Origin of the sequence: Kitasatospora sp. NBC_00458 (genome assembly GCF_036013975.1) — a bacterium.
In the GTDB taxonomy this organism is placed as follows: Bacteria; Actinomycetota; Actinomycetes; order Streptomycetales; family Streptomycetaceae; genus Kitasatospora.
Genome location: NZ_CP107904.1, coordinates 80,324 through 95,951 on the forward strand (window position 1 = coordinate 80,324; position 15,628 = coordinate 95,951).

Here is a 15,628-nt window from a genome sequence, read left to right on the forward strand (position 1 = left end):
CGTCCCGCGCTCCGCGTCGCTGTGCAGCCCCGCCACCGCGCCGCCGCCGGGCCCTACGGGTGCCCGTCCTCCCGGCGGTGCGCGGGGTCGGGGCTGCACAGCCAGCCGTTGACGGCGAAGCGGCTGTCCTCGTGCCGCCCGCTCGCACAGCCGACCGGTCGCACCTCGTGCCAGGCGGTGGGCCGGAAGAACACGATGCTGTCGTGCTCGGGCTCCCAGTCGCGCCAGGTGCGCTCCTGCCACCTCCCGGCCGTCTCGGTGTGCAGCGGGAGGGCGGTGTCGAACACCCGCAGCTCGCCCCCGCTGAAGGGCCGGGGCGCGCGGTGCAGGTAGTACACGAACGTGAGCAGGCGCCGGGGAGCGTACTCGGCGCTGGTGTCCTGGTGCGGACGGTAGAAGTCGCCGTCATTGTGGACGTTGAGGCTGTAGTCGGGTTCGGTGTACCGGCAGGAGATCCCCAGGGTCCGCTCGACCGCCTCCAGCACCTCGTCGATGGCCGCCGTCAGCTCGGGTGCGGCGAAGTCCTGACTCGACCGCGACCGACGGACGTCCGGGTCCAGCTCCCGGTCCCGGACCATGGAGGGCTTCAAGGCGCCGTCTGCGGAGGCGATGGCGCGCTCCAGCAGGGCGCCCGCCGTCCGCTCGCCCAGGAACTGGGTGATGCGGCAGACCGTCACGGGAAGCCGCCAGATCGCGTCCGTGCTCACCGGCGACCGCCGGTCCTCCGCCGCGGACCGCCCCGCCGCGGTGTCGCTCGGTGCCACGGTGTGCCGACTCGTCATGGTGCCCCTGTCCTCCGGATCGCCGCGGGTGCGGTGGGTGGTGCGGCCGGTGCCGTCACAGACCATGCGTCGGGCGTCGTCGTGCTGCCCGGAGCGGGTTCTCCTGCGGCCTCCCGCAGGCGCCCCAGCTCGACGGTGAGCTCGTCCACCCGGCGGTTCAGCGCCTGGATGCACACCAGGGCGACGCCGAGGCCGTCGACCACCGGGATCCGGGTGTCGTCGTGGTCGAAGCCGAAGGCGGCGTGCCAGTCCTGGGCCATCGGTCCGAGGTGGCGCACGTCAGCGGGCTCCCAGACGTAGCGCCAGGTGCTGACGGGCAGTGCGGCCACGGTCTCCAGGACCCGGTAGCCGTTGACCGCGCCGACCGGGGCCGCGCCGCCGCTCCCCCGCACCCCGGCCGACCGTCCCTCCGCGGCAGCGCGGCCGCCGGCCCGGGGCGGCCGGCGGAAGGTCCGCGCCACTACCGGCTCCAGTCGACCGGGACGACGTCCTGCTTGAGCCCGCGGTCGCTGCAGACGGCGCACGGGCTGTTCGGGACACCGGGGCCCTGGTCGATGCCGATGGTGATCGCCCCGTGGGCCCCGGCCGGGGCGTGGACGCCGTCGCCGACCATCGCGGCTTCGTAGCCGCCCAGGAGTTCCTGGAGGGTGCCGGGCCCGAGGTTCTCCGGGGCGGAGATCGAGGCCACTCCGTCGTAGTCGGTGTAGGCCGCGCCGAGGGTCCGTCCGCCGATGGTGGCGAACACGATCCGGGCGCCCCGGATGGGCTCGCCGGTCACCGCGTCGGCCGCCATCGCGTGGATGTTCTCCAGCTGCATCTGGGTGACGTTCAGGCTCGCCTGGCTGGCGGAGAGCCGGGTCGGCTTCAGGCTGGGGCACTCCGCCCCGCCGCACGAGGTGTCCGACGGGGCCGCCGCGGACGCGGTGGCGCCACCGCCCACGCCCAGCGACGCCAGCGCCGCGGCCATCACCGCGACGGTCTTGCGGCCTACAGAACTCATGTCCGCTCCTCCGGGAACCGTCCGAACGGGATCCGCGCGGCGCCGGACGGCCGGAGCGGCCGTGGCGCGTGCGGCACGCGACGGGTGCCGCCCCCATCGGACGACGGGCCGAGCGTATCCACACCCGTCCGGCCCAACCGGCCTGACAATCGCCAGTTAGCGCGATCTGATGAACGGTCGGCGGGACGGTGACGAACGCGATCGACGCACACAAACCGATGAGCGACCGCCGGGGCCCCGCCGCGGACCCGGACGGCCGGATTCCCGCCGCCGAACGGCCCGTGCCCCGCTGCCCGGGAGGGCGGCGGGGCACGGGGATCGGAGCGCGGTGGTCAGGTACTCAGCCCTCAGCCGGACGGACAGCGGGCGTGCGGCGCTCAGGGCACGAAGACGTCAGGTGCACAGAGGCCGGCCAGGCGTGCGGACCTCATGAGAACCGGACCTCGCGAGAACCGGACCTCAGGAGTACCGGACCTCAGGCACAGGGACCTCGGCCCAGGCGTACGAACGCCGGGGTGCGGACCTAGAAGGTGAGGTTCCAGGCGTCGATCGTGCCGACGTCACCCGAGGCGCCGTCCTTCACCCGCAGCTTCCACGTGCCGTTCGCGAGGCTGGCGGAGGCGTTCACGGTGTACGTCTTGGCGACGTTGTCGGCGCTGTCGTTGTTCGCGAAGTCCTCCAGCAGGTACACCGTGCCGTCGGGGGCGACCAGCGAGATGACGAGGTCGCCGCGGTAGGTGTGCTTGACGTCCACGCCGACCTTGAGGGTGGCGGGGGCGTTGCCGGCGACGCCGGTGACGGCGATCGGGCTGTCCGCGGTCGCGTTGTCGGCGATCGCGACGTCGGTGAGGTTCTCGAAGTACTTCCCGGTCGGCGGGGTGCCGCCGCCGACGGCCTTCAGCGCGTCGACCTGGCCCTCGCCGAAGAAGGCGTTGTTGGCGGTGGTCCCGGTGCAGCGGCTGTCGGAGGCCGGGCAGGCCACGTCGTTGGCCTGGGTCGCGAGGCGGGCCCGGATGTCGGCCGGGGTGAACGCCGGGTTGGCGCCCGCGATCAGCGCGGCCACGCCGGCCACGTGCGGGGAGGCCATCGAGGTGCCGTTCTTGCTGCCGTACTTGCCGCCCGGGAGCGTGGAGTAGACGCCGGTGGCGCCGTCCCCGCCCGGCGCGGCGACGTCGATGACGCCCCGGCCGAAGTTGGAGTAGGAGGCCTTGCCGGTGCCGCTGGCCATCGCGGCGACCGTCACCACGCCGGGCAGCTCGGTCGGGATGTCGATGCAGGCGTTGGTGATGGTCCGGGTGACCTTGGTCGAGTCGTTGGGGCTCTCGCTGTCGGTCGTCTTGTTGGCCAGGTCGTAGTTGGAGTTGCCCGCTGCCGCGACCTGCAGGGAGCCCTTGCCCTCGGCGTACTCCTGGGCGCGCCGGACGCCCTCGATGATGGCGGCCTGGTCCAGGTTGTCCGGGCAGTTGAACTGCCACGGGTCGGTGTAGTAGCTGTTGTTGGTGACCTTGAAGCCGTGGTCGCCGGCCCAGACGAAGCCGCAGACGGTGTTCTCGGCGAAGAACAGCGTGCTGGTCGGCTCGGCTATCCGGACCGAGGCGATCTTGACGCCCGGCGCCACGCCGATGACGCCCTTGCCGTTCTTCGCCGCGGCTATGGTGCCGGCGACGTGCGTGCCGTGGGTGTCGACGTCACGCCAGGCCCCGGTGCGGGTGTCGGCCTTGCCGTACGCGCAGGAGGCGGAGTCCGCGGCGTCGAAGTTGGGCGCGAGGTCCTGGTGCTGGTCGTCCACGCCGGTGTCCAGGACGCCGACCTTGACGGCGGACGAACCGGTGGAGACGGCCCAGGCCTGGTCGGCCTTGATCTGGGTCATGTCCCAGCGGTTGGTCTCGGTCAGGGTCGTGGCGCTCTGGCCGGGGTTGGCGGGGAGCGCCGGGCTGTAGGCGTCCGCGGGGACGTCGGAGGTACGGGTCGCGCCGACCTGCTGGATGCCGGCGGTCCCGCGCAGGGTCGCGGCGAAGGTGCCGGAGGTCGAGTGGGCGACGACGACGCCGATCGCGTCGTAGCTCGCGAAGACCGTGCCGCCGTTGGCGGTGACCGCGGTCTTGGCGGCGGCGATGTCGGCGGGAGCGCTGATGACCAGGTAGGCGCGGGTCCCGGCGGCCCAGCCCGCGGCGATCTGCGGTGCGGTCGCGGCGGCGGGAGCGGCGAGGGCGCCGCGGGCGGCCGTGGAGTCCGGGGTCCCGGCCGGACCGGTGGCCGTCTCGGCGGCGAACTTCGCGGAGCCGGCGGGCGTGGTGGGGACGCTGGGAGCGGTGGGCGCCGCGGCGGCCAGGGTGGCGGGGGTGGCCAGGATCGCGGCGGCGAGCAGGGCGAGCGCGGCGGCGGGGCGGCCGGCGCTCCGGGATATCAGGGGTGACACGTGCATCCTCCGATCGGCCCGTGCTTGAGGGGATCACACGGGGTTTGAACGCAACATGCCAGAACCGTGAGCATTTGGGGAAGGCTTTACGCATGACGTCTTGTCACAAACGTGTCAACTTTTGATGTCCCGCCGGTCGCCGGGGGCCGCCCGCCCGCCCGGAAGCGGCGGCCGGAGCCCCGGGGCGAGGTGGAACCGGCCGCCGTCACGGCGCGGCGATTTGACTGATATCTTCGAAAAGGCCCCAATTCTGCGATTGGCCGGAGGCGCCCACGCGTGCCGCCGGCACGACAGGAGCAGGAATGACCGGTGGACCAGAGCCCATCAGCGAGGTCGCCCGCGAGGCGCTCCGACAGGAGCTCGCCGACCTGCGGAGCGAACGCGGGAAGGTCGCCGCCACCCTGCGGGGCGGTGACGAGGTGGGCGACCCCGCGGACCAGGCCGACGAGTTGCAGCGCGCCACGGAGCTCGAACGGCTGGACCGCAGGATCGCCGAGATCGACGGACGGCTCGACGAGGCGGCCGTCGCAGGACGGCCCGGCACCGAGACGGTCGGCGTCGGCAGCACCGTGACGGTCCGGTTCGCGGACGGCACGGAGATGACCCTCCAGGTGGGCGAGGTCGCCGAGGCACTCGACCGGACGCTGGTCACCGTCGACAGCCCGCTCGGCCACGCCCTGCTCGGCCGCCGGGCCGGTGAGACCGTCGAGTACGAGAGCCCCAGGGGTTCGACGGCCGCGGTCGTCCTGTCGATCGGCGCCGGGGACGGCGAGGCGTAGCCGGCGACGCCGGGCCCGGGCCGGATGGCGCGCCCCGGGCACAGGCCGTAGCCTGCCCGAAAAGTACGTTTCCGTCCCCGTATGGACACATGCACACGTGCCTACGTGCCCGCACACCGGTAGGCCGGTAGGCAGGTACGCCCGCGTGTGGGCACGTACGCATGGCAGGAGGGTCGAGGGCCTTGAGCACCGACAACGGCTTGAACACCGGCGACGACGAGCAGGAGCCCCGGCAACCCCGCGTCGGGCCGGCGCCCGACGGGGAGCCGGAGTTCCGCCCCTACCACCACCCCGCCGCCGCCTGGGGCGCGGCCGCGAGCGTGAGCCGGTTCCTGGTCCGCGAGGGCGCACTGGTGGACGGCCCGCGGGCGATCCTGCGGATGAACCACGAGAACGGCGGGTTCGACTGCCCGGGGTGCGCGTGGCCGGACGACACCAAGGGCCTGCACCTGGACATCTGCGAGAACGGGATCAAGCACGTCACCTGGGAGATGACCCGCAAGCGGGTCGGCCGCGAGTTCTTCGCCGCGCACTCGGTGACCGAACTGTCCGGCTGGAGCGACTACGACCTGGAGAACCAGGGCCGCCTGACCGAGCCGATGGTCTACGACGCGGCCTCGGACCACTACGTCCCGATCCGCTGGAAGGACGCCTTCGAGCTGGTCGGCCGCACCCTGCGCGAACTGGACGACCCGAACCGGGCGTCGTTCTACACCTCCGGCCGGCTCGGCAACGAAGCCACGTTCCTCTACCAGCTGATGGCCCGCGAACTCGGCACCAACAACCTCCCGGACTGCTCGAACATGTGCCACGAGGCCAGTGGCCGCGCCCTCCAGGCCTCGCTGGGCACCGGAAAGGGAACCGTCGACCTCAAGGACTGGGAGAGCGCCGACGCCCTGTTCATCCTGGGGGTCAACGCGGCGTCGAACGCGCCGCGGATGCTGACCGCGCTGGCCGAGGCGTACCACCGCGGAGCACGGATCGTGCACGTCAACCCGCTGGTCGAGGCGGCGGCCACCCGCACCATCGTCCCCCACGACTTCCTCGACATGGGGCTCCACCGGACGACCCGGACCAGCACCCTCAACCTGCAGCCCCGCATCGGCGGCGACATGGCGCTGCTGCGCGGCATGGCCAAGGCGGTCCTGGAACAGTCCGTCACCGACCCGCGCGCGCTCGACCGCGAGTTCATCGACCGGCACACCGCCGGCTTCGAGGAGTACCGTGCGCTCTGCGAGGCCACCCCGTGGGAGGAGATCGAGCGGCAGTCCGGGCTGGGCCGCGCCGACGTCCTCGGGGCGGCGCGGGTGTACAGCGAGGCCGACCGCTCGATCGTCAGCTGGTGCCTGGGACTCACCCAGCACGAGCACGGCGTCGACACCGTCCGGGAGATCGTCAACCTGCTGCTGCTCCGCGGCAACCTGGGCCGCGAGGGCGCCGGGCCCTCCCCTGTCCGCGGGCACAGCAACGTCCAGGGCAACCGCACCTGCGGCATCGACCACCGGCCGACGGACGCGTTCCTGGACCGCCTCGCCGAGGCCTGCGACATCCGGCCGCCCCGCGCGCACGGCCTCGACACCGTCGCCACCATCAAGGCGATGCACCGCGGGGACGTCACGGTGTTCGTCGGCATGGGCGGCAACTTCGCGCTCGCCGCGCCCGACACCCCGTACACCTACGAGGCGCTGCGGGCCTGCGAGCTCACCGTCCAGGTGAGCACCAAGCTGAACCGCAGCCACCTCGTGCACGGGCGGCAGGCGCTGATCCTCCCGTGCCTGGGCCGGACCGAGAAGGACCACCAGCGCAGGGGCGTCCAGAGCACCTCCGTCGAGGACTCGATGAGCATGGTCCACCTGTCGGTCGGCATGAAGCGCCCCGCCTCGCCGCACCTGCTCTCCGAACCGGCCATCGTCGCCGGCATGGCCCGCGCGGCCCTGCCCGACAGCGCCACGCCCTGGGAGTGGTACATCGAGGACTACGACCGGATCCGCGACACCATGGCCCGCGCCCTCGACGGCTTCGAGGACTTCAACCGCCGGGTGCGGCTGCCCCTCGGCTTCCGCATCAAGCAGCCGGCCCGCGAACTGGTCTTCCTCACGCCGTCCGGCCGCGCCGAGTTCTCCGCCGCCGCGCTGCCCGACGTCGTCCCCGCGCCCGGCACCCTGGCACTGGGCACCATGCGCTCCCATGACCAGTGGAACACCACGATCTACTCCGACAACGACCGCTACCGGGGCATCAGGAACCTGCGCACACTGGTCTTCATGAACCGCGCCGACATGCGCGAACGCGGCATCGCCGACCTCGGCCCCGTCGACATCACGAGCACCGCGAAGGACGGCAGCCGGCGCTCCCTGCACGGCTACCTCGCGATCCCCTACGACATCCCGCGCGGGTGCGCGGCCGGGTACATGCCCGAGATGAACGTGCTGTGCGCGCTCGGCGACTACAGCACCCAGAGCGACCAGCCGATCATGAAGCACCTCAAGGTCACCATCGATCCCGCCGCCTGAGCCGCCCGCTCGCCCGCCGGGACGCCGGAGGTCGGGGATGCCGTGGGTCGGGGATGCCGGAGGTCGGGGACGCCATCGGTCGGGGATGCCCGGAGCCGGGGATCCGGGGCACCGGGACACCCGGGGGTCCGGGTGATCGCGCCGGTCCCGGGCGGACATGATGTCCGTGACCCACCGGCACCAGACGCGCAGCGAGGCACAGATGGCCGACTCCCCGGACTCCCCCGGCACCCCCGACGCACTCCCGGCTCCCGGCCCCGCGGAGTCGTTCCGGCTCCACCCCGGGGCGCCCGGCTCCCCCGTGATCCTCCACGTCCCGCACTCCTCGCGGACCATACCCGCCGACGTCCGCTCCGGGATCCTGCCGGACGACCGGGCGCTCGCGCTCGAACTCGACCACATCACCGACGCGCACACCGCCGAGATCGCCCGGCTGGCCGCACAGGCGGCGCGGACGACGCCCTGGCGCTTCGTCAACCGGCTCTCGCGGCTGGTCGTCGACCCCGAGCGGTTCCCCGACGAGCGCGAGGAGATGCTGGCGGCCGGCATGGGGGCGGTCTACACCCGGACCACACACCGCGAGGAGCTCCGCCCGGCCGGATTCGACGGCCGGCCGCTGCTCGAACGCTACTTCCACCCGTACGCGCAGGCCATGACGGCGGCGGTCGCGGACCGCCTCGAAGCGGTCGGCCGGGCAGTGATCGTCGACGTCCACTCGTACCCGGCGAAGGCCCTGCCCTACGAGCTCCACGGCGACGGCCCGCGCCCGCCGATCTGCCTCGGCACCGACCCGCGCCACACGCCCGCCCCGCTGCTCGACGCGGCGCGGCGGGCGTTCGCGGACTTCGGCGGAACCGGCCTCGACAGCCCGTTCGCGGGGACGTACGTGCCGCTGCGGTACTACGGCGGGACGGCGGAGGTCGGCGCGCTCATGGTGGAGATCCGGCGCGACCTCTACATGGCGGAGCCCGGCGGGCCCGCCGGCCCCGGTCTGGAGGCGCTCGCCGCCGCGCTGACCCGGCTCGTCGACGAGGTCTCCGTCTGACCGCCGGGGTCGCGCCGCACCACCCCCGCCCTCCTGGTCCCCTGGTCCCCGGACCCCGCGGTCAGCCCCGCAGGTGGGAGGTGAGGACCTCCACGACGGCGGGGCGCTGGTCGGCGAGGTAGAAGTGGCCGCCGGGGAACACGCTCAGGTCGAAGGCGCCGGTGGTGTGGGCGGCCCAGCCGCGGACCTGCTCGACCGACGCGCGCGGGTCGGCGTCACCGGTCAGGGCGGTGACCGGCAGGGAGACCAGGTCGTCGGGCGCGCAGCAGTACGTCTCGATGGCCGTGTAGTCGCCGCGCAGTGACGGCAGGATCAGGTCGCGCAGCTCCGGGTCGGCCAGGACGCGCTGGTCGGTGCCGCCGAGCCTGGCGACCTCCGCGAGCAGGCCGTCGTCGTCCAGCAGGTGGACCGTCGAGTCCCGGGGCACGGAGGGCGCGCGGCTGCCGGAGACGCAGAGCCGCACCGGGCCGTCCGCGCCGTCGCGTTCGAACCGGCGCGCCACCTCGAAGGCGACGGAGGCCCCCATGCTGTGCCCGAACAGCGTCAGCGGGCGGTCCGCCCAGCTCAGCAGCGCCTCGTAGGCCCGGTCGGCGAGCACGGTCAGCGAGTCGGCCGCCGGCTCCTCGAACCGGTTCTGCCGGCCCGGGTACTGGACGGCGAGCACGTCCGCGTACGGCGAGAGGGCGGCCGACCAGTCCAGGAAGTAGCCGGCCGCGCCGCCCGCGTGCGGGAAGATCACGACCCGGGCGGGTGCCGCGTCGTTGGGGTGGAAGCGGCGGAACCAGAGGCTCTCGGTGGCGGCGGTGTGGCCGGGCATGCGGGGGCTCCCTCTCGGCGTACTGGCGGCTGGTCGATCTCAAGTCCCAGTCTCCCCACCCGACCGCCCCGCCCACCAGGCCACCCGCCGGACCGGCACCGTGACGGCCGCCACTCCCGCAGCCCGCACGCGCCCCGGCGCGGGCTCACCGGACCCGCGTCCGCCCCGTGCCGGACCCGTGCCAGCCCCGTTCAGACCCCCGTCGGATCCGCTCAGGCCCCCGTCGGCGGGCCCGCCGGTGCCGCCCCGAACCGGGCCCGCACCGCGCGCGAGCGGGAGACGCCGTCCAGCAGGAGCACCGACGCGGCCTCCGGCGCGGGCGTCGCACCGGCACCGCGGGCGTGCCGGGTGAACGCGGCGAGCAGCCGGTCGAGGCCCCGGCGGTGCCGGGCGAAGGCACGGCGCGGCGCCCAGCGGCCGCGGGCCTGCTGCCCGGCCAGGGCGGTGGCGGCGCCGACGTCGAGCAGCACGAGGTGCAGTTCTCGCCCCTGCCGGGCGGCCGAGCGGGCGAGCCAGCGGCGCATCCACGCCCGGCTGCCGCAGTCGTGGACGAGGAGCGGTCCGCCCCGGCGGACCGAGCGGCGGAGCAGCCGGAAGTGTTCCAGCCGCGCCCACGGCCGGTAGACGGCGTACGGCAGGCGCGCGGGCATGACGGCGGCGCAGGCCTCGTGGACGGCCCGCGGGTCCACGGTCCCGGCCCGGGGCGCCGCGGCGGACCAGCGGCGCAGCAGGGTGCTCTTGCCGCTCCCGGGCAGACCGGAGACGACCACGACGGCGTCGCCCGGGTAGCCGGCGGTGAACGGTTCACCGGCGTCGCCGCGCAGGTCGACCAGGCCTCGCGGTTCCATCGCCGCTCCAGCCGGTCCCGCCGCTCCCGCCGGTCCCGCCGGTTCCGGCGGCGCAGCTCGGCTACCGGTCGCCGGCCGGATCGCCGTCGGCCCACCCGCAGTGGTCGACCTGTCCATGGTGCTCACTCATCCCGTCCGTGCCCGACCCGGCACGATAACAATCCACGCCGGGGGCCCGGCGGCCGGTTCCCCCGACGGGCGGCGCGCCGCGTCGCGGGGCCTGCGGGTCCGGACCGTACACGAGGTCGGCCGGACGGGCCGGCCGACCCGGCGGGGCGGGGCGATAGTGCGGAGGCGCGCCCGTCAGTCCTGGCCGTCGACCTGTCGACACGGCGGAGCGGCCGACGCCTCGGCCGCGCCGCGGTCGGACCGGCCCGGCCGGGGGCCGGCCGGTCAGCGGTGATGCGTCACCGCGCAAGGTCCCCGAAGGCCCGGTCAGGCGCCGTCCCGAGCTGCGACGGAGCCACGGGGTCCGAGGTGCCGGACGGGCCCAGCGGGTTTGCCGGTTCCCGCCCGGCGTCCACGGTCCGACCCCGACAGGCCCTCCTCGGCCCCGCCCGCACCTGCGGTTCAGCCCCGTCCGTACCCGCTCCCCCGAACGATCAGTAGGGTGGTGGCCGATGTGATGGACCGTCAGATCGTCGGATCCGTCGGAGCGGTGGGCGACGTGCCGGGCGGCACCGGGGGTGCGCGGCGGGTGGAGGGCTGGGACGTGGCGGGGACACTGCGGGCCGAACCGGTCGCGGCGGCCGACACCGGGGCGGCGACGCACACCGGTCTCGTGCTGGCCGGGCTGGCGCGCGATCCGGAACGGGTGGCGATCCGCCACGGGGCGGGGGAACGCACGGCGGCGGAGTGCCTGGCGGACGTGTACCGGCTGGCGCGGGCACTGCTGGCGACCGGGCTGCGGCGCGGGGACGGCGTCACCGTCCTGGCCGGGAACCGTCCGGAGACGGTGCTGGTGCGGCTGGCGGCCAATCTGATCGGCTGCCGGGTCGCGATGCTCTACACCGACCGGCCGGTGGCGGACCAGATCGCGATGGCCGGGTCGGCGCGGACGACGGCCTTCGTCTTCGACCCGGCGCGGTTCGGCGCGGAGGCCGCGCGGATCGCCGCCGCGCTGCCCTCGGCGGGCCTGCTGGCGCTCGGGCCGACCGTCCTGGGGGTGGACCTGCTGGAGCTGGCCGCACCGCTGCCCGCCGGGCCGGTGACACCCCGGTTCCGGCCCGAGGACGTGATGGCGGTCCGGTTCACCGGCGGCTCGACCGGGCGGCCGAAGGGGGTCCTGCGCCGGTTCGCCCGCCCGCCGCGGCCGGAACTGGTGGCGGCGTCGGTGTTCCTCCTCTGCACGGCGCTCTGCCACGGCGGCGGCACCACGGCCGACCTCGCGCTCGCGGCGGGCGGCACCGTCGTGCTGCAGGACGGGTTCGCGGCGGAGGAGGTGCTGGCGGCGGTGGAGCGGTACCGGGTGTCCCGGGTCTACCTGCCGCCGCACCTGCTGTACCGGGTGCTGGACCACCCCGCGCTGCCCCGGACCGACACCGGGAGCCTGCGCCGGGTCACCTACACCGGGTGTCCGGCGGCACCCGAGCGGCTGGCCGAGGCGACCCGGCGGCTGGGCCGGGTGCTGCACCAGACCTACAGCCTGACCGAGTGCGGGCCGGTGACCAGGCTGACCCCGGACGAGCACCTCGACCCGCGGCTGCTGACCACGGCGGGCCGGCCGTTCCCGGACACCGACGTGCGGATCCTGGACGAGGAGGGCAGGCCGCTGCCCCCGGGCGCCACCGGCCGGATCCAGGTGCGCACGCCGACCGCGATGGAGGGCTACTGGCGTGATCCGGAGCTGACCGCCCGGGTGCTCCGCGACGGCTGGCTGGACACCGGCGACCTGGGCGGCCTGGACGGGGCCGGTTACCTGACGGTGGCGGGGCGGCGCGACCCGATGGCGATCGTCGACGCGCACAACGTCTTCCCGCGCGACGTCGAGGGGCCGCTGCTGGCCCACCCCGCGGTGCGGGAGGCGGTCATGTTCGCCACCACCGGGCCGGACCGGCTGCAGCGGGCGCACGCCGCCGTGACCGTGCTGCCGGGCAGCGGGGTGACGGCGGCGCAGTTGCACCGGTGGGTGCGTGAGCGGAGCGGGCCGCTCTGCGACCCGGCGACGATCCTGGTCCTGCCGGGGATCCCGCTGGCCGGGACCGGCAAGCCGGATCTCGGGGCGCTGCGGGCCCTGACGGCCGGGCCGGGGGACGAGGGGTAGCCGGGAGGCCACGGGTAGCCGGGGACGAGGGGTAGCCGGGGGCGCGCGGGGCGGGACTGTGCGCTGCCCGCGCTTCGACCGCCCGCGCGCACCACCGCCCGCGCGGCGGTGGCGATGCGGAACCGCCCGTGGACACTCGACCCGGCGGGCCGGTCTGCCGATATCCCCGGCGGCACTCCTTCGCGCCGCCCCACAGGAGGCACCTTCCGTGACCTGGCTCCGCGTCCTGACCGCGCTCGGCATCCTCGCCGCGGCGGCCAGCGCCCTGCTCGTCTTCGCCCTCTGCACGGCCGCGGCCCGGGGCGACCGCTCCGACCGCGGCGCGCCCCGGGACCTCCGGGAAGAGGCCGAGCGGTCCGGGCTGATCCGCCGTACCAGCGGGGAGAGTTGACGGAGCGCCGACCCGTCCGGCGGGAGCCTTCGACCCCGGCCGCAGCCCCGAGTACGGCGGCCGACGGGCCGACGGGCCGCAGGCCGCAGGCCACGGGTGGCGGGTGTCGGACCTCGGCGGAGCCGCCGGGCGGGGCACCGGTATGCCGTCGACATCAGGACACAAGGTGTCCTAAGGTGAACGTCGTGTCCTTCGCCGGTCCCCCGGCACCGGACACCGACGCGCCGCGCGCTCCGCGGTGCACCGCGCCCCGGCGTCCCCGACGGACCCGGCGTCCCCGCACGAAGGAGAAGCACCGTCATGGCCGAGACCCTGACCGCCACCAAGGCGGACCTGGTCGACCTCGCCCAGCGCAGGATGCAGACCGCCATCCCCGACAACGGCTGGACCACCCGCCAGAAGCTGGCGCTCACCTGCCGGATCCTCTTCGACGCCGGCCACGACTCCGGTCTGGCCGGCCAGATCACCGCCCGCGCCGAACGGCCCGGCACCTACTACACCCAGCGGCTCGGGCTCGGCTTCGACGAGATCACCGAGGCCAACCTGCTCCTGGTGGACGAGGACCTCAACGTCCTCGAAGGAGACGGCATGGCCAACCCGGCCAACCGCTTCCACAGCTGGGTGTACCGGGCCCGCCCCGACGTCAACTGCATCATCCACACCCACCCGCTGCACATCTCCGCACTGTCGATGCTGGAGACCCCGCTGGTCGTCTCGCACATGGACCTCTGCCCGCTGTACGACGACTGCGCGTTCCTGGAGAAGTGGCCCGGGATCCCCGTCGGCAACGAGGAGGGCGAGATCATCTCGGCCGCGCTCGGCGACAAGCGGGCGCTGCTCCTGGCCCACCACGGACAGCTGGTCGCCACCGGCACCGTGGAGGAGTCCTGCACCCTCGCCGTGCTCTTCGAACGGGCCGCCCGCCTCCAACTGCTGGCCTCCGCCTCCGGCCGGATCCAGGAGATACCGGAGCTGCTCGCCCGCGAGGCCCACGACTGGACCTCCACCCCCAAGCGCGGCCAGGCCAACTTCGCCTACTACGCCCGCCGCGCGCTGCGGGCCGGGCACGGTGACGCGCTCACCGCGCCGGCCACCGGCTCCCCCGGCGGCGGCACCACCCCCGGCACGACCACGAGCAGCGACACGGACGACACGAACGGCGGTGCCTGAGATGGCCGGTCCCACCCTGGAAGGGATCATCGCGTACCCGGTGACCCCGTTCGCCCCCGGTGACGGCGGCGTGGACACCGACGCGCTCGCCGCCCTGGTCGACCGGCTGATCGCCTCCGGAGTCCACGCGGTGGCACCGCTCGGCTCGACCGGCGAGAGCGCCTACCTGGACGACCAGGAGTGGTACACCACCGCCGAGGCCGCGCTCGCGGCCGTCGCCGGACGGGTGCCCTCGGTGGTCGGCGTCGCGGACCTCACCACCCGCAACGCGATCCGGCGCGCCCGGTTCGCCGAACAGGCGGGCGCGGACGCGGTGATGGTGCTCCCGGTCTCGTACTGGAAGCTGGACGAGCGCGAGGTGACCCGCCACTTCACGGCGGTGGCCGAGGCGGTCTCCGTCCCGGTGATGATCTACAACAACCCCGCCACCAGCGGGATCGACCTCTCCCCCGAGCTGATGGTCTCCCTCGTCGAGCGGGTGGAGAACATCACCATGGTCAAGGAGAGCAGCGGAGACGTGCAGCGGATGCACCGGCTCTCCCAGCTCACCGACGGCGCGCTGCCCTTCTACAACGGGAGCAACCCGCTGGCGCTGGAGGCGTTCGCCGCCGGAGCGGCCGGCTGGTGCACCGCCGCGCCGTGCCTGATCCCCGGGCCGGTGCTGGAACTCCACCGGGCGGTCCGGGCGGGCGAGCTGGACACGGCCCGCGAGGTGTTCTACCGCCAGTTGCCGGTGCTGGAGTTCATCCTGCGCGGCGGCCTGCCCACCACGGTCAAGGCCGGGCTGGCCCTGAGCGGGCTCGACGTCGGGACGCCGAGGCCGCCGCTGCTGCCGCTGGACGAGGAGCGGACCGGCCGGCTGGCCGAGCTGCTCGCGGCGGTGGGCTGACACCCGCCGCCCGTCCCCCGCCCCCCGGCCCGGCGCAGCCGCGTCAGGGCAGGACCGGGACGCGGTCCGCCGGGCCGGCCGGGTCGTCGTGGATCACCACGAGGACCGCGGCCGGCCCGGCGCCCGTCGAGCGGCAGCGGTGCGGCAGCGCCGAGTTGAAGTAGACGCTGTCGCCGGGCTCCAGCTGCACCGTCCGCTCCGGGAACTCCAGCTCGACCGTCCCCGCGTGGACGAAGAGGAACTCCTCGCCCGCGTGGGACTTGAACGGCGAATCGCCCGGGTCGGTCGGCGGGTGCATCATGAACGGCACCATCTGCTTGCCGGTCAGCCCGGTCGCGATGCCCTCGTAGTGCGGCCCGCCCGCACCGGCCCCGCCGGCCATCGGCGTCCGCTCACCGGCCCGCACCACGGTCACCAGCTCGGGCTCCACCTCGTCCGAGAACAGCCGGCTGACGTCCACGTCCAGCGCGTGCGCGAGCTTGAGCGCGGTGGAGATCGACGGGTCGCTGAGCCCGCGCTCCACCTTGGACAGGTAGCTCTTGGTCACACCGACCTGCGCCGCCAGTGCCTCCAGGCTGAGCCGGTTCTGCTTCCTCAGCACCCTCACCCGGCTGCTCATCGCGCCACCTCTCGCCCCGGAACGTCCCGGTCCAGTATCCCATCCGCGCATGGGGCGCCCGCGCCCCGCCGTCCCTGCCCGTCCTCGGTACCC

At 74.4% G+C, this 15,628-nt stretch carries 14 protein-coding genes; 7 read left to right on the plus strand and 7 right to left on the minus strand.

What is annotated here, in order from left to right; genetic code table 11:
* Nucleotides 1-53: 53 nt before the first annotated feature.
* The 4 genes from OG550_RS00390 to OG550_RS00405 form a co-directional block, all read right to left on the minus strand.
* Complete coding sequence (locus OG550_RS00390) at nt 54-782, minus strand: 2OG-Fe(II) oxygenase (protein ID WP_327673237.1); 729 nt, start codon at nt 780-782, stop codon at nt 54-56.
* Entirely contained in the window at nt 779-1,174 is a 396-nt protein-coding gene (locus OG550_RS00395) for a tail fiber domain-containing protein (RefSeq protein WP_327673239.1), read from the minus strand. Before OG550_RS00395 ends, OG550_RS00390 begins: the two co-directional genes overlap by 4 nt.
* 68 nt (nt 1,175-1,242) lie before the next feature.
* A complete protein-coding gene (locus OG550_RS00400; protein WP_327673242.1) occupies nt 1,243-1,782 on the minus strand; it encodes a hypothetical protein in 540 nt (179 codons plus the stop codon).
* A 523-nt stretch (nt 1,783-2,305) separates the two neighbouring features.
* Nucleotides 2,306-4,207 carry a S8 family peptidase gene (locus tag OG550_RS00405; protein WP_327673244.1) on the minus strand — a complete coding sequence of 634 codons (1,902 nt, stop codon included), beginning with the start codon at nt 4,205-4,207 and terminating at the stop codon, nt 2,306-2,308.
* A gap of 296 nt (nt 4,208-4,503) precedes the next feature.
* Here OG550_RS00405 and OG550_RS00410 point away from each other — a divergent pair, with 296 nt between their 5' ends.
* The 3 genes from OG550_RS00410 to OG550_RS00420 all read left to right on the plus strand — a co-directional run bounded on the left by OG550_RS00410 (nt 4,504) and on the right by OG550_RS00420 (nt 8,538).
* The gene (locus tag OG550_RS00410; RefSeq protein WP_327673246.1) at nt 4,504-4,980 is read left to right on the plus strand and encodes a GreA/GreB family elongation factor; all 477 of its coding nucleotides are present in this window, start codon (nt 4,504-4,506) and stop codon (nt 4,978-4,980) included.
* Between the two features lie 200 nt (nt 4,981-5,180).
* Nucleotides 5,181-7,493, plus strand: coding sequence for an FdhF/YdeP family oxidoreductase (locus OG550_RS00415; protein ID WP_442906120.1), 2,313 nt, complete (start codon nt 5,181-5,183; stop codon nt 7,491-7,493).
* Between the two features lie 202 nt (nt 7,494-7,695).
* Nucleotides 7,696-8,538, plus strand: coding sequence for an N-formylglutamate amidohydrolase (locus OG550_RS00420; protein WP_327673250.1), 843 nt, complete (start codon nt 7,696-7,698; stop codon nt 8,536-8,538).
* Between the two features lie 61 nt (nt 8,539-8,599).
* Here OG550_RS00420 and OG550_RS00425 read toward each other — a convergent pair whose 3' ends face one another.
* On the minus strand, nt 8,600-9,355 hold the full coding sequence (locus OG550_RS00425; RefSeq protein ID WP_327673252.1) for a thioesterase II family protein: 756 nt from the start codon (nt 9,353-9,355) through the stop codon (nt 8,600-8,602).
* A gap of 212 nt (nt 9,356-9,567) precedes the next feature.
* Complete coding sequence (locus OG550_RS00430) at nt 9,568-10,203, minus strand: AAA family ATPase (protein ID WP_327673254.1); 636 nt, start codon at nt 10,201-10,203, stop codon at nt 9,568-9,570.
* Between the two features lie 625 nt (nt 10,204-10,828).
* Here OG550_RS00430 and OG550_RS00435 point away from each other — a divergent pair.
* The 4 genes from OG550_RS00435 to OG550_RS00450 all read left to right on the plus strand — a co-directional run bounded on the left by OG550_RS00435 (nt 10,829) and on the right by OG550_RS00450 (nt 14,916).
* Entirely contained in the window at nt 10,829-12,466 is a 1,638-nt protein-coding gene (locus tag OG550_RS00435; RefSeq protein ID WP_327673256.1) for an AMP-binding protein, read from the plus strand.
* A gap of 208 nt (nt 12,467-12,674) precedes the next feature.
* The gene (locus OG550_RS00440) at nt 12,675-12,857 is read left to right on the plus strand and encodes a hypothetical protein (protein ID WP_327673258.1); all 183 of its coding nucleotides are present in this window, start codon (nt 12,675-12,677) and stop codon (nt 12,855-12,857) included.
* Between the two features lie 300 nt (nt 12,858-13,157).
* The gene (locus tag OG550_RS00445; RefSeq protein ID WP_327673259.1) at nt 13,158-14,027 is read left to right on the plus strand and encodes an aldolase; all 870 of its coding nucleotides are present in this window, start codon (nt 13,158-13,160) and stop codon (nt 14,025-14,027) included.
* A 1-nt stretch (nt 14,028) separates the two neighbouring features.
* Nucleotides 14,029-14,916: a dihydrodipicolinate synthase family protein gene (locus OG550_RS00450; protein ID WP_327673261.1), complete on the plus strand. Its 888-nt coding sequence runs from the start codon at nt 14,029-14,031 to the stop codon at nt 14,914-14,916.
* 43 nt (nt 14,917-14,959) lie between these two features.
* On the opposite strand, the gene OG550_RS00455 is transcribed toward OG550_RS00450, so the two are convergent.
* A complete protein-coding gene (locus OG550_RS00455; RefSeq protein WP_327673264.1) occupies nt 14,960-15,535 on the minus strand; it encodes a helix-turn-helix domain-containing protein in 576 nt (191 codons plus the stop codon).
* Nucleotides 15,536-15,628: the final 93 nt, after the last annotated feature.

Bases quoted from the DNA above. Each gene is read 5' to 3' on its own strand.
- OG550_RS00450 (WP_327673261.1), top strand. From the start codon at position 14,029: ATGGCCGGTCCCACCCTGGAAGGGATCATCGCGTACCCGGTGACCCCG.
- OG550_RS00390 (WP_327673237.1), bottom strand. From the start codon at position 782: ATGACGAGTCGGCACACCGTGGCACCGAGCGACACCGCGGCGGGGCGG.
- OG550_RS00430 (WP_327673254.1), bottom strand. From the start codon at position 10,203: ATGGAACCGCGAGGCCTGGTCGACCTGCGCGGCGACGCCGGTGAACCG.
- OG550_RS00410 (WP_327673246.1), top strand. From the start codon at position 4,504: ATGACCGGTGGACCAGAGCCCATCAGCGAGGTCGCCCGCGAGGCGCTC.
- OG550_RS00400 (WP_327673242.1), bottom strand. From the start codon at position 1,782: ATGAGTTCTGTAGGCCGCAAGACCGTCGCGGTGATGGCCGCGGCGCTG.
- OG550_RS00445 (WP_327673259.1), top strand. From the start codon at position 13,158: ATGGCCGAGACCCTGACCGCCACCAAGGCGGACCTGGTCGACCTCGCC.
- OG550_RS00435 (WP_327673256.1), top strand. From the start codon at position 10,829: ATGGACCGTCAGATCGTCGGATCCGTCGGAGCGGTGGGCGACGTGCCG.
- OG550_RS00425 (WP_327673252.1), bottom strand. From the start codon at position 9,355: ATGCCCGGCCACACCGCCGCCACCGAGAGCCTCTGGTTCCGCCGCTTC.
- OG550_RS00405 (WP_327673244.1), bottom strand. From the start codon at position 4,207: ATGCACGTGTCACCCCTGATATCCCGGAGCGCCGGCCGCCCCGCCGCC.
- OG550_RS00455 (WP_327673264.1), bottom strand. From the start codon at position 15,535: ATGAGCAGCCGGGTGAGGGTGCTGAGGAAGCAGAACCGGCTCAGCCTG.
- OG550_RS00420 (WP_327673250.1), top strand. From the start codon at position 7,696: ATGGCCGACTCCCCGGACTCCCCCGGCACCCCCGACGCACTCCCGGCT.